Raw genomic sequence first — 13,961 nt, 5'->3', positions numbered from 1 at the left:
ACATCTTTAAATACAATGGAAAGTCTTTGTAAAGCATTTCCAAATGATAAAAAATTTGCAGAAACCTACAAAAAAATTCAAACTATTGATATAGAAAAAGAATCAATTTAGTTTTATTAACTTCCTTATGCAGCTCTATCCAATTAAAAAAAATCTATTCATCTCTGTCCTGACATTTGTAATTTTCGGTTTCAGTATTTCCTTTGCCTGCGCACAGAACAAATTTAATTATAATTATAAGACATCAAATAGTGAAGTAAAGAAGATAAATAACGATGCATCTAAGATGCTTTTCCAAATAAATATTGGTAAAGTTGAGGAATCTGCACTTATCTCTGTAAAGAAGGATTTAAAACGAGCTATTCATCTTGATCCTGATTATAAAAGATCGTATTTGAATCTACTGGATTGTATAAAATCACTGAACGAAAAACCTTATTCAGCTAAAATAGGTTTTCAAAAAGAGCAAATTGATATTTGTAGTACATGGTTAGCAAGACATCCTGATGATCAGGATATGAGAATTAAAAGAGGTATCCTGTATGAAAAAAACAAGGAAATAATTTTATCAATTAAAGATTATGAAATTGTAAAAAACTATCTGGGTAAATTAAATATCAAATGTATTTCTGGCATGTCTGAGCAGGCCATACAAGACAATTCCAGTTACTCATTATTATTTTTTGTTGTTCGGGAAAGAGAAAAGGGATTAAAATTAATCAGCGATTTTAAAAAAATGTATCCTGATAATGCTGAAGTAAATTTTATGTACAAAGTCATTGCAGATAATAATAGAGAAGAATATATATTCGAATCAACAACAAGAACAATCAGTTATTAACTTTCCTGTTTACAATCATTTGACAAATCAAATTCACTATTTATTTTACCCTAAATGCTATTAATTTAACTTATTCTGCTTATCAATATGGCACCAACTAAAACATGCTTTTTTTCAATATAACCCCCGATTGCTTATTTTTTCTTGAAAATTCCGTAACAAAAATCAAGAAAAGTTTATTTGTTTTTGTACCAATAATTTTTGGTCTGCTAGGAATTGTCGTATTTATAAATTCTCTATCTACTCCGCCAGGGGGAAAAGGTTATTTAGTTGGTGCGTTTGTAGGTGTAGTGCTTATTGTGAAAATGTTTATTATTAGAGGAATAGAACTTTTGTCTATATTAAGATATACCATTACAGAAATTAAATTAACAAACGACAAAGTGATCTTTGTTTGTACTAAAGGATTAAAAGGGCAAGAGTATAATTTTGAGACTACTAAAGACAAGATTCTTATTAATGAAGAATTGAACCCTAAGAAGGCATTTAAGGATGATAAAATTTTTACTTTTAAATTCGATGGTAACAAAAGACTGTATTTTGTTCCGTCATTTTGGAACAATCAAGAAGAAATAATACAATTATTAAAACCTAAAATTCAAATGATAAAGCAGAACTATTCAAGCGTTTAGAAAGAACTGCCAATCACAAACTTAATGGTGCTGAAGCCACTCAATTGATGAGCTTTAGCCAAGGTGACAACACAGGACCAATGTTTAGAAGCATGATTGAAATTTATACCAGAGACGGCTATACTGGCGTAAATCAATCGATAGTTGCCTATAGAAATGGTTATGTCTTTACGATGACCTGTTTTTTTTATGAGTTATGTTGACTATTTAGTCCCTGTAATCTCGTTATAAACACCGTTCCACAGATTGATCCGCTGTTGCAATGAAGCTATTGTAACCTCTTCTGCAGCTCTCCAGGCTGCTTCATCATCTCCGCAAAGCTCAGCAGTCATTTCCAGCGCAAGGTGACTATGGTGATCCCCATCCACTTCAATATGTCTGTCCAGATAATATTTGATCAGGGACAACTGATCTGGGAATTTCTTATTCAAATCGCCAACAATAGAAATAAACATATGCGGAATCAGATCTTCTCTGCCAAAGGTAAAAGCAGCAGATTGCAAATGAGATTTTCCGCTATCAATAACCTGGAAAGTAAAGTCCACAAACTGACGTGCTTCTTCCGGTACTCCTGCTGCTTGATAAGCAGTGGTCAATGATCCGGTTTCTTTTAAATTCTCTGCAAATTTATGGATCGCTGTAATATCAGCACCACATTGTGCCATCGCCTCCAGATACATCTCATAATGACTTTTACGGATACCAGCTCCATCTACATCTGATTCTTCACCAGCAACGATTTCATTGATCAGATACCTTGTATTTGCATTCCCTACAGGAAACCAGGGCGTAGTTGTACAGGTTAAACCAATTTGTAAGGATTTAAGCAATGACATAAAGTCCCATACCGCATAAACATGGTATTGCATAAAAACTTTGAGATCATCCAGATTATTGATTACTGAATAAACTTTATGGTTGATAATCTCTTGTCTTAAGGGTTCGATTACCTGCTGTATTCTTGCGATATGATGATTCATTGCTGTTTTTTATAATGATCCAGTCACAAATGTAATTAGTAATTGATATGTTTTTACACCTACCAATTGTTTTTTTCAGGCCCTGCCTCATTAAATTACTTTTCTAAGAGGATAGCTACCGGTTATGCTACTTTTAATACAATTTTGCCGATATGTGTACTGCTTTCCATTAATTGCTGTGCTTCCCCGGCTTCTGTCAGTGGAAATACTTTAAAGATAACTGGTTTTATTTTTCCTGCGGTGATCAACGGCCAGATGGTTTGCTCAATTTCTGCAGCCAGCATCGCTTTATAGTCGTCTGTTCTGGGTTTTAGCATACTGCCGGTAAGCTTTAGCCGCTTACTCATCAGCTGCAAAATATCAATCTCCGATTTAGAGCCATTCATTGCATTAATGAAAGTAATCCGGCCATCAGGATTCAGAATATCCATATTTTTCAACGTATTCTCCCCTCCTGTCATATCCAGGATCACATCAATCCCGACAGGTTTAAGCAGGGTTACAAAGTCTTCCGTTTTATAATTCACAGCTATAGTTGCGCCCAGGTCTTCACAAAACTGACACTTCTCTACTGTACCAGCAGTTGCATAAGCTTTTCCACCCATAGCTACAATCATTTGTATAGCAGTTACCCCGATTCCACTGGTTCCTCCATGGATCAGAAAGTTTTCACCGGTTTTAAAAGCAGCATCTTTAAATACATTAGACCAGATGGTAAAAATGGTTTCAGGCAAAGTTGCAGCTTCTTCAAAAGATAAGCCCTCAGGTACAGGAAGACATAACCTTTCATCTACAGCTCTATATTGCGCATACCCACCGCCAGCAATTAACGCACAAACACGGTCACCTACTTTCCAGCGTTTCACTTCGGGGCCGGTAGCTTCCACCACACCAGAAATTTCCAGTCCGGGAATTTCCCTGACAGTAGCTGTTCCGTAGGGATTGCTCTTCCTGGAAATGATATCACTCCGGTTTAATCCCGCAGCATGTATTTTAATCAAAACCTCATTTCCATTGGGTTCAGGTTTAGCTATTTGTTCTAATTTAAGAACTTCAGGCCCACCTTTTTCTGTAATTACTATAGCATCCATAATCCGTGTTCTCTAAAAAATTGATTTCTTCTTAATCCGCGTAAAGCTTTAAAAATTTCCTGATGAGAGGAAGCATCATAATGATGATCTCCCGGTAAGATCTTTAATGTAAAATTCTTTTTTTGTAATTTCTCCATTGGCTTTGGATCTTCATTCTTTCCGTAAAAACAGAAAATCGGGACGTTTACAGCTTCAATTTCGGGCTGAACCTTATATTGCCTGTCATCTCCGGCCAAATTCAGCAGGTCGGACGTATGTACCTTAAAATCTGAGGTGAAATAAGGAGACATCAGCTCCAATGCGACAACTTTGTTTTTCATTGCCTCTGGTAATCGGTTATAGATGAAAGGGACAACGTCTGCGCCAAAGGAATAACCAACCAGATAAATCACCCTGGTATTGTAGAGCGTAGAATATTTGTAAATTAATAAGGCAATATCATCTGCCGTTTGCTGGGGTGTTTTACCGTCCCAGAAATAGCTCCTGGAATTAAAGCCTATGGTATGAAATCCTTTTTGTGCAAAGCCTGTAGATAACTGATCTTCAAAGTCCAGCCATCCCCCGTCTCCGGAGAAAAGAAGAAGTAACCTTTTGGAAGATGGAATAGCACTTGGATAGTTAATTACCGGGAGATTAAAATCGTCAGTTTCAACCCCATGGTGATTTGTTGCCCTGGTTTTTACCAGGATTCCGCATCCGGAAAAAAGAAAAATGTAAATAAGGCATAAACCTCGCTGCCAGTAACTCATTGTAGCTTCAAAAATAATATAGATTCAGTTTATACGATGTATTTATGACAATAAACGTCAATTATAGTTTAATGGTTTTTCAAAATTAAACCGGACTCGTTTAAATATAGAGAAATAATGTCTAAAACAGGTTTAATTGACCTCCTTCAGGCGGTTTTGCATCACCAAAAATCGTCTTACCTCCATATTTCCAGGAGTTATTCCGTTCTTTTTCCAGAAGTTCTTCAAAATTATCATTTGGAATAAAATCTTTCTCTGCCTGCCGGGATAATTCGCCCAGTTTTTGAATGGCCTGCATTTTATCAGATTCTCCGATTTTAGCCTTGTGAACTGCTTTTGTCAAAACACTGATCGTCTGGTCATAAACTTTTAGCGGAACCGGAAAAGGATGTCCATCTTTACCTCCATGTGCGAAAGAAAAACGGGCAGGGTCTTTAAAACGGGAAGGTGTACCATAAATCACCTCACTCACTAAAGCCATAGACTGTAAAGTTCTTGGTCCCATTCCTTCCAGTAATAGTAATTCTTCAAAATCGGAAGGCTGTCTTTCATGGGTCAGCCACAACATCGCACCCAGACGTTTCAAGTCCACGTCTTTGGATTTAACTTCATGGTGGTTTGGCAAAACGAGATGTTGTATTTCAGCAATCATCCGCGAAGGATGTTCTGTAGTCATAGACAACATAGATAAACGGGCAGGCTGAGCTGCCTGAGTGACCATGTTCATAATTGTGCCCTGGTTAACTCCACAAATTGCCGTGTGCGGATCATCTACAAAAGATTTCATTTCTGCAGAATGCCAGTGATAGCGGCGGGCGGTGGAACTTCCATCCTGCATGCCTTGCTGCACCACTGTCCACAAACCATCTGTATTCACAATAAAGCTGTGCATATACAATTGAAAACCGTCCTGTATCGCTGTATTATCTACTTTCGCACTCAGTTTACTGCAACGTACCAGGTCTGTTCCATTAAGTCCGTTACGGTCACTGTAATGCAGGAGCTCCTGAGGGGTTTGACGGGAAGATTTCCCTTTTCCTCCGCAGATATAGATGCCCAGTTCTTTGGAAAGCGGATTAATTGCACTTTTCAGCGCACCCATTACCGAAGTCGTAATACCTGAGGAATGCCAGTCCATTCCCATGACCGCGCCCAGGCTTTGAAACCAAAACGGATCACTTAACCTGCGCAATACTTCGGCTGTGCCATATTCTGTAATCATAGCTTCTGTAATAGCCAGTCCAAGACGTGACATCCGCAGGGAAAGCCATTTTGGAATATGGCCATAGTGAAGTGGTAAATCTGCTGTCCCTGATCTTTTCATTTGTTTATTTACCCGAACTTAAACTGATCAATTCTTACCCAGTGCATCCCAGCGGCCTCAGCTGCATCTGTGCCGGGCTTGCCATCTTCAAATACCAGGCATTTTTTCGGATCAACACCCAATAATTCTGCTGCTTTAAGAAATGGATCTGCAAAAGGTTTACCTCTTGGTGTTTCTCCGGCGCAAACCATAGCTTCTACGTAATCACTCACGCCAACTACTTCCAGCGTACGCTGAACGGCTCTGCGATCTCCGCCAGAAACTACAGCAATACGCACTTGAGCTGCGTTCGCCTTTAAATGGTCTACGACATAGGTGATCGGCAATGCTTTATCCAGATATTCTTCGAAATAAAGTTTTGCTTTTCTGGCAGTGAATTCTGCCGGATCCATATCAGCCTGGTAACGCCTGTTCAATTCTTCTACGACATTGAGAATAGGCCAGCCTGCCAGCTCATCTATGATTGCAGGATCCATATCTACATGGTATTGTTTAGCTATGGCCAGGTAAGTCTCTGTATGTGCGGGCATATTGTCGGCTAATGTGCCATCACAATCGTATAAAAATGCCTCGTAATCTCCTTCTGTTAGCTTACTGAGTCTCGAAAAATTAGTCTCTTCCATAAAAATAATATTTAACGCCTATTTAAAACAGGCTAATGTGCTTCGGTACTTCCCTTCTTTTGCTGAAAGCTATATATCAGATAAACCAATGCGGGTATAATAAAAATACTGCCAATCAGCAGTGCATAACCTAAAGTTTCAATTGTTTTGAATTGTCCCTGGTGGGTGAGTAAGGAAAGATTATCTCCGCCTTTAAGCAGGATAATATCCGGAAAATGACTGTAAGTAGCAGCAAAAAGGATCATGGTCACCTGAAAACCAGCCAATAACCGTAATATAATCGGTTTATTCCTGTTTAATAAAACAAACGTAATCACGAGTGAAATCGTAGCCATGATCAGCGCTATAATTCCGGGAACATCACTAAATATCCAGTTTAACAGGGGAATTCCTTCTGAGTGTGCAGCTAAAAATACTAATCCGCCTGCTGCCATAACCACAAAGATGGTACGTCTTGCTTTGCGGGTGAACAATTGTCTGTCCTGCTCGCCTTCTGCTTCACCAATGATAAAGACATTGGCCAGATAAGCACAAATCGTAACTGTAAAGATGCCCACACTGACTGAAAACCAGCTTAACCAGCTAAAGACATAGGCCGAAAGGAAATCTTTAGCTTGCAGGTCGATCTGCCCTGACACGGCACTTGCAGCGATAATTCCTAAAAAGAAAGGGGTAACTACACTGGAAATAACAAATATCGGAGTATACACTTTTTGCATATCATCTTTTACGGCATCGTAATTTCTGAAAACAAAAGCTGTACCCCTGGCAATAATCCCCATCAACATACAAACCAGTGGAATATGCAGATAAATGGATACGGTTGTATAGATTTTAGGAAAACCGACAAAAAGGATAACGATCACAATGATAAGCCACATGTGATTGGCTTCCCAAACCGGGCCAATGGCTTCGTACATCTTTTTACGCATCCTCGGCCTGTTCGCCCTGGAAGTAAATAGTTCTATAATTCCGGCACCAAAATCAGCTCCTCCCAATAAGATATATAACAGAATGGCAGTCCACAGGAAAATTATTACGACGTATACCATATGCTATTGTATTTTTTTATCAGTGGAAGAATCATAAAGTTTATCGACCATCGTAATCTGCCGGAATAGCAGCAGGCTCACAATAATGGCGAGTGAAATGTAAACGGCTGTAAACAGATAAAATGAGTAAGCGATTCCGGGCATTGGGGTAACTGCATCGGCAGTGCGCATTACGCCATAAATAATCCATGGCTGACGGCCTACTTCAGTAACTGTCCACCCTGCCTCAAGGGCTAGAAATCCCATTGGGGTCGCAATCACGAATAGTTTAAGCATCCATTTACTTTCAGCCCAGTTTTTCTTTTTAATCAGCGCAATAAAATAAATGATGGCCAGGCCAAGCATAGCCATCCCCAGTCCCACCATAAGCTGAAAGGCATAATGTACAACGACAACCGGTGGCTGATCTTTTTCAGCAAACTGATCCAGTCCTTTAACTTCTGCATTAAAATCACCGGTAGCCATAAAGCTCAGTGCTTTGGGTATTTTTAAGGCATATTTAACAGTTTTAGTGGCTGTATCCGGAATTCCTCCAATGATTAATCCAGCTCCTTTTTCGGTATGAAAGTGAGCTTCCATTGCGGCTAGTTTAGCAGGCTGGCGTTTTGCAACATCCTTGGCTGAAATATCACCACTAATGGGTTGAAGACAGGCAGCCACAGTCCCGAATATAGCTGCAATCTGAAATGCTTTACGGTGAAAGTTTACATTTTTACCTTTTAAAATCATCAGGGCATGAACTCCTGCAACAGCAAAACCTGTGGATACAAAGGCTGCCACACACATGTGAAGTGCTTGTGAAAACCAGGCTTCGTTAAACATGGCTTTCATGGGGTCAATATTCAGGTATTGTCCGTTGACGAAATCAAATCCCGCAGGACTGTTCATCCAGGCATTGGCTGCAACAACAAGAATCCCGGAAAGCAATCCGCTGATCCCTACAATTACCCCGGTAAACCAGTGAAACCAGGGATGAAAACGGTTCCATCCGTACAGGTAAAATCCGAGTGCAATGGCTTCAATAAAAAACGCTGTTCCTTCCAATGAAAATGGCATCCCGAAAATAGGGCCTGCGTGTTCCATAAATTTAGGCCAGAGCAGGCCGAGTTCAAAGGACAATACAGTTCCGGAAACTGCGCCGGTGGCAAAGAAAATTGCTACTCCTTTGCTCCATGCTTTAGTGACATCGAGGTAGACTGCTTTTTTTCTTTTTAACCAAAGATAGTGGGCGGTACACATGAAAAATGGCATCACCATTCCGATACAGGAGAAAACGATATGAAAGCCCAATGAAAAGGCCATTTGGAGTCGTGCGGCTAAGAAATCATCCATGTAGCAAATGTAATAGTTATGGCTTATGAAGCCATAAATCAAAGGGCAAGAATTGCCTTATAATTGTAATATTAGCAGCTTTATAGCTTCTTGCTTGCCGGTCTGACGATCATTCGTAAAGATTGGTCTTTGGTAAAGTAAGCAATCATCCAGTTATATAAAGTTTTGATCCTGTTGCCTGAATTAATAAGGGAGATTAAATGGATAAACAGCCACATTGCCCAGGCGATAAATCCACTAAAAAACAGCTTGGGCTTCGGCAGATCGGCAACGGCTTTATTTCTTCCGATAATCGCCATCGTACCTTTATCTACATAACTGAAGGCTTTAGGAAATTGGTTTTCTTCGATCCTGATCATGTTATGACCAACGTTGTCTCCTTGCTGAAGGGCAACTTGTGCTAACTGCGGATGTCCTTGCGGAAAGCCCGGGTCTGTTAACTGAATACAGGTATCCCCTATAGCATATATGTCTTCTAATCCTTTTACTTTGTTGAATTCATCAACTTGTAATCTTTTACCTTTTCCATAAACTTCTTCTGGCATGCCTTTAAAAGTCATTGCAGTAACTCCGGCTGCCCAGATCAGATTTTTAGCTTCAATTGTACTTCCGTCAGCAAAATGAACGGTATCGTTTACAAAATCTTTCACCATCACATTCAGCTTTACTTTGACACCCATTTTGGTCAGGGTATCATATGTGTATTGCTGTGATTTCTCACTCATTGGGGCAAGTACTGATTTGAGTCCGTCGACGAGATAGATTTCGCCACTGGCACCTTTGAGCTCCGGATAGTCTTTAGCCAGGATTGTTCTTTTCATTTCAGCAAACATTCCTGATATTTCAACTCCTGTAGGGCCACCACCTGCAACGACTACAGTCAGCAGTTTTTTACGCTCTGCAGGATCTGTTGAGCGGGAAGCTTCTTCTAAGCGTTCTAATAGGGTATTCCGCATTTGCAGTGCATCAGCAACTGTTTTCATCGGGATAGCATGTTTTGCTACATTATCCATTCCGAAATAGTTGGTTTCACAACCTGTGGCAAAAACAAGGTAATCGTAATTGACAGCACCTGTAGAAAGAATGACTTGCTTCTTTTCTGGTAAAACTTGTTCCAGTTCTCCCAGTCTGAACATAAAGTTCTTCTTTCCCCGGAAAAGTTTACGGAACGGATAAGTGATATTAGAGGTTTCCAGATAACCGGTAGCTACCTGGTAAAGCAGCGGCGGAAAAAAGTTATAATTGTTTTTATCTACAAGGGTTATATCAAATGATGCATTACCTGCTAGTTTTTTAGCAAGGTTCACACCTGCAAATCCACCACCTATAATGACTACTTTCTTTGGCATATGATTGAGATTTAAAAGATCAGATCAATTCTAAACAATATGTTTACTAGCCTTAGAACAACAACAAACGTGCTATGTTTGAAGTTATTTAAATTTAGATGGTAAAATTGTTTATAGCTTTTTTTTAAGCGAAACAAGTCAAATCAACTTCTGGTAGTTTCCTACCGGAAGTTGATTTGACGCAGTTGCAGCTAAAAAAAAGAATAAACAAATTACCAGATGAATTTCATATATCTTCCCTAAACAGAATAAAATTTTGTGAAGAAAAAGTCAAATAAACTAGCAAACCAATCAGTTTAAAGATTCCTTCGCAAAGAAATTTATTACTATTACTGACGTTAAAGGTTTAAGTTTACAAAAAATTCAAAATGAGCAGCAAAGATCAACCATCAGCAAATGTTTTAACATTCCAGAAAGGTAAATATGTATTTACTGACCAGTTAGAAGAAGTACATCCTGAGGGGGCAAGCGTGCCGTTTTTGACTGCAAAGGCAATCCTGATCACTGCTGAGAAAGATTCTTTTAAAGGTGATATAGCCACTGTAAAAATCAGTGACCTGATCTTGAAACAGTCAACCTTTATCGATGATCATGGAAAGACTGTAGAAGCGCATAAGTTATATGTATGGCCGCGTAATTTAGGAAGTACCAAAGAATGGACTGCAAATAAACTTGAATTCCTGAATGAATTCGTATTGAACTTCCCTATTGAAATCATTTCTTTAGAGGAATCAAACGGGGTAACCTGGAAATATATTACTCCTGAGAATTTTAAAAAGATCCCTGAAGGTATTGAGGCCTCTTCCAGCTTCCAGGATTATGCAGCGCATCAAAGTGAATACTTCTTTTTGCGCCGTCCTTTAAATGAGCCAAAATAACGGTTCAACTCTTTTATTACCGTCTTTCTGTACAATTAGAAAAGGCTCTATAAAAGGGCCTTTTCTAATTGGTTTATCTTAATCAGTCTCAGACAGTCGAGCATAGCCTGGTTAATTTCACCATTCATATTCTCGTTCCAGTCTTCGAATGAAAGTTGGAATTCATGCGTTCCCTTAGTCAGTTTCACTGTATTTACATTACTGAAACCCCAGTTAGACCATTCTTCTTTTCCACGTTGCGGAAATACAAAAGTTCCTGCAAACTGTCCATCCACATTAAATGTTCTGATAGCGCATTTGTTCTCTGTATTGGTTGGGCCATTTCCATTGGCATACCTGAAGTCCATGGCGTAAGTACCTGCTTCAGCTATATTAATCTGAAGCGTTACTTTCCTATTCTTTGTTTTACTGATCTCAATAAAACCATTTGTGGTATATCCCTGATAAGGCAGCGTTGATTTAGCGGCTACGGTTTCCATAGGAATAACTTGTATTTCTTTAGTTTCCGTAATTAAAACAGGTTCACTTGCAAATGAGGTAACCCCATTTTTATCTGCAGCTATCACCTGGAATTCTCCACTTTCTTTTGCGGTATAGTTTAATCCCTGAGTTTTAGTGATCTTTTTCCCGTTACGGATCACCTGGTAATTTTCAGCTCCTTCTACCTTTTCCCAACTGATCAGTTTGTTATCCTTTTTCAATACAGGTGCAACGACAGAGAAATAATCTTCAGCTATTGCAACTTGACCTCTCTCTGGTTTATCATCAGCCAGCACTATATCAATTTGGTGTCTTCCTTTTAAAGCTGCAGGAACCATCGCCTTTGGCAAAGGTTTACCGTCAATTGTGATTGATTTAATCTTATTTCCGTAGCCGTTCAATTTAATATCCAGTACTGCATTGCGGTATCTAAAATTAGTCAGCGTCCGTTCACCTTTGAGTACTTCAGGAATAAACGGCTTAAAGACCAGTGCATCTGTTTGCATATCCATCCCAAATAATACTTTATAAACCAGGCTGATATTCCCCGCCAGGCTCCATAACATATTACTTGAATTGACTTGCGTACCTGCAAAATCACCAGAAGTAGCAACAAAATTCTCTTTATTGGTCAGGAACAATGCCGCAGGACGATAAATTGCACTCATGCTTTGTACAAGTGCTTCTTCATTTCCTGTTTTTGCCGCAGCGAGAGACCAGTAGGCCTGTACAAAAGGCCACACTGCATTGTTATGATAAGGTGGAATATCCGGAATCTGAGGATAGATACAGGGAATACCAAAATTAGTGACTGGTGTTTTTGCAACTATAGATTTCTGCTGCCCTGCATCTGCAATATCAAATAATACAGTGAGTGCTTCTCCCAGTGCTTCGGAGCGTGGAGACAAAAGTTTAAACTGTCTGCCATATAAGTATTGTCCGTAATATCCTTTTTCCGGTATCCATAAATATTTGTTAATCCCTTCTTTGATTTGACTGGCGATACCGGTATACTTTTTAGCTGCATCATTGTCTTTCAGCAGCACCGCCATTTCGGCAAGTACTTTATTGGTTTGATAGTGAACTGCATTCGTCCCGAGATTTTCCGAAGCATAGATATCTGCAGATTGCATCCATTTCGGATAAGTCTGATCTCTCCAGTCTAAAAATGAGGATTCACCTCTGACCATACCTGTTTGAGGGTCATAAACATTTTTCAGATCATCTTCAACAGAGTTTCTGATGATCGGATAAACTTTGGTAAGCCATGCCTGATCACCTGTAGTTTTATAGACTTCCCAGGCTGCAATTGCCCAGATCATCCGGTCAGAAGATACCGGCCATGAACCTCCCGTACCTGTATCCTGAATGACACGGTTATGCTTAACTTTTTTCAGCAAACTATTCTGAGCAACTTCAGGTTGCAGTGTAGCCATAGAAAGTATAATACTATAGCTAATATCTCTTGTCCATACCCCTGCCCATTCTTTTCCTGTTCTGAAGGTACTATCCGGCTCTACTGCATTCTCCATCTCTTCTAAGCTGAGGTTATAGAGTGCATCCATCATTGGAAAAGCTGATTTATACTGAGGGAAAGCGGAAATATCTTTTGATAACTTCCAGGAAGAGACCGTAGTTTTTTTCTCCTGCGCCTTATTCATTTCCAGCGTAACTGTATAAATACCGTCACCATCACTATCTTTTAATTCCAGTTCTTTATGATTGCTCAGGTTATCAAAATCCCAGATCAGCGGACTAATATTACCAGCTACAAAAACGCCTTTGAAGTCAGCTTTATAGATCTTTGTTCCATCATAAGTGCTGTAAAAACCTTTGGAAGCAAAAGCATCCAGTACTTCACGCATATCAAGTTTAATGGTGAATTGAGTGTCCGGCCGAAGAAATACACCTTTTGATTGCGGTTCTTTTAATTGCTGACCAAAGCGAATAACAGGAGTTTCAAATTTTCCATTAACGGCAATAATACTGATTTGATGGTTTTTCCCAGAAATCATCTCATTGTCTTTACCATTGATACTGAATTTGAATGATAAATCCGGACTAATGTCCAGATTAACCGGACTTTGATAATTAGAATGTAACGCTGCCGGAGAAAGTGCAATAGCCTGGAATGCTCCTTGTGTAACTCTATCCTTTGATAAGGTATAAGCGTCAGATTGAAATATATTGTTCATAGGCTGCGGCTATAAAAGAGAACGGGAAAATCGCAATAACAAAAAATTTATTTATTAAAACAGGGATATTCGATTTCAGCTCTTATTCTTCATCTTCCAGGATGTTTCTATCTTCCCAGCTCAAATAAGCTCTGTACCATTCTGCGCATTGTTTAAATACATCAGTCAAATCTCCTTCATTCAAAGTAAAATGCACTGCGAATATATGATTTTCGACAACCCCATAAATGTTCAGGTATTCAAACTCATAAGTTTTGGTCCCGGCTTTAAAATTAAGCCCCTCAACCTCATCCGTTGCTATAACTTCCATGATGGTGTGGGAGCCTGTATGCTGTATCACTGTGCGGCCTCCCATTTCATCTTCAAGATGCTCACTTGGCTCTAAGAAAACTATTTCAGGAAGTGTAAAGTCTATTAAATTCATGTCGCGAATTT

13 protein-coding genes are annotated in these 13,961 nt (G+C 39.2%); 3 read left to right on the top strand and 10 right to left on the bottom strand.

Features of this window, described 5'->3' with window-relative positions:
• Positions 1-127: 127 nt before the first annotated feature.
• Entirely contained in the window at positions 128-841 is a 714-nt protein-coding gene (locus AB3G38_RS21980; protein WP_367865850.1) for a hypothetical protein, read from the top strand.
• 104 nt (positions 842-945) lie between these two features.
• On the top strand, positions 946-1,473 hold the full coding sequence (locus tag AB3G38_RS21975) for a hypothetical protein (RefSeq protein WP_367865849.1): 528 nt from the start codon (positions 946-948) through the stop codon (positions 1,471-1,473).
• 203 nt (positions 1,474-1,676) lie between these two features.
• On the opposite strand, the gene AB3G38_RS21970 is transcribed toward AB3G38_RS21975, so the two are convergent.
• The 8 genes from AB3G38_RS21970 to AB3G38_RS21935 all read right to left on the bottom strand — a co-directional run bounded on the left by AB3G38_RS21970 (position 1,677) and on the right by AB3G38_RS21935 (position 9,973).
• The gene (locus AB3G38_RS21970) at positions 1,677-2,453 is read right to left on the bottom strand and encodes a DUF3050 domain-containing protein (protein ID WP_367865848.1); all 777 of its coding nucleotides are present in this window, start codon (positions 2,451-2,453) and stop codon (positions 1,677-1,679) included.
• A gap of 122 nt (positions 2,454-2,575) precedes the next feature.
• Positions 2,576-3,544 carry an NAD(P)H-quinone oxidoreductase gene (locus AB3G38_RS21965; RefSeq protein ID WP_367865847.1) on the bottom strand — a complete coding sequence of 323 codons (969 nt, stop codon included), beginning with the start codon at positions 3,542-3,544 and terminating at the stop codon, positions 2,576-2,578.
• Entirely contained in the window at positions 3,532-4,293 is a 762-nt protein-coding gene (locus tag AB3G38_RS21960; RefSeq protein WP_367865846.1) for an AcvB/VirJ family lysyl-phosphatidylglycerol hydrolase, read from the bottom strand. The genes AB3G38_RS21965 and AB3G38_RS21960 overlap by 13 nt, the downstream gene beginning before the upstream one ends.
• Positions 4,294-4,414: 121 nt before the next feature.
• Positions 4,415-5,617, bottom strand: coding sequence for a DUF763 domain-containing protein (locus AB3G38_RS21955; RefSeq protein WP_367865845.1), 1,203 nt, complete (start codon positions 5,615-5,617; stop codon positions 4,415-4,417).
• Between the two features lie 8 nt (positions 5,618-5,625).
• Positions 5,626-6,240: an HAD family hydrolase gene (locus tag AB3G38_RS21950; RefSeq protein WP_367865844.1), complete on the bottom strand. Its 615-nt coding sequence runs from the start codon at positions 6,238-6,240 to the stop codon at positions 5,626-5,628.
• A 32-nt stretch (positions 6,241-6,272) separates the two neighbouring features.
• Positions 6,273-7,292: a cytochrome d ubiquinol oxidase subunit II gene (locus AB3G38_RS21945; protein WP_367865843.1), complete on the bottom strand. Its 1,020-nt coding sequence runs from the start codon at positions 7,290-7,292 to the stop codon at positions 6,273-6,275.
• 3 nt (positions 7,293-7,295) lie between these two features.
• Entirely contained in the window at positions 7,296-8,624 is a 1,329-nt protein-coding gene (locus AB3G38_RS21940; RefSeq protein WP_367865842.1) for a cytochrome ubiquinol oxidase subunit I, read from the bottom strand.
• Positions 8,625-8,704: 80 nt separating this feature from the next.
• The gene (locus tag AB3G38_RS21935) at positions 8,705-9,973 is read right to left on the bottom strand and encodes an NAD(P)/FAD-dependent oxidoreductase (RefSeq protein ID WP_367865841.1); all 1,269 of its coding nucleotides are present in this window, start codon (positions 9,971-9,973) and stop codon (positions 8,705-8,707) included.
• Positions 9,974-10,341: 368 nt separating this feature from the next.
• Here AB3G38_RS21935 and AB3G38_RS21930 point away from each other — a divergent pair, with 368 nt between their 5' ends.
• Complete coding sequence (locus tag AB3G38_RS21930) at positions 10,342-10,851, top strand: hypothetical protein (RefSeq protein WP_367865840.1); 510 nt, start codon at positions 10,342-10,344, stop codon at positions 10,849-10,851.
• A 47-nt stretch (positions 10,852-10,898) separates the two neighbouring features.
• Here AB3G38_RS21930 and AB3G38_RS21925 read toward each other — a convergent pair whose 3' ends face one another.
• A complete protein-coding gene (locus AB3G38_RS21925) occupies positions 10,899-13,526 on the bottom strand; it encodes a glycogen debranching protein (protein ID WP_367865839.1) in 2,628 nt (875 codons plus the stop codon).
• Positions 13,527-13,608: 82 nt separating this feature from the next.
• A complete protein-coding gene (locus AB3G38_RS21920) occupies positions 13,609-13,950 on the bottom strand; it encodes a hypothetical protein (RefSeq protein WP_367865838.1) in 342 nt (113 codons plus the stop codon).
• Positions 13,951-13,961 lie beyond the last annotated feature (11 nt).

Source organism: Pedobacter sp. WC2423 (assembly GCF_040822065.1).
Classification (GTDB): Bacteria; Bacteroidota; Bacteroidia; order Sphingobacteriales; family Sphingobacteriaceae; genus Pedobacter.
Note: the sequence above shows the minus strand (reverse complement) of the source record. Positions and strands in the feature narration are given on the sequence as shown.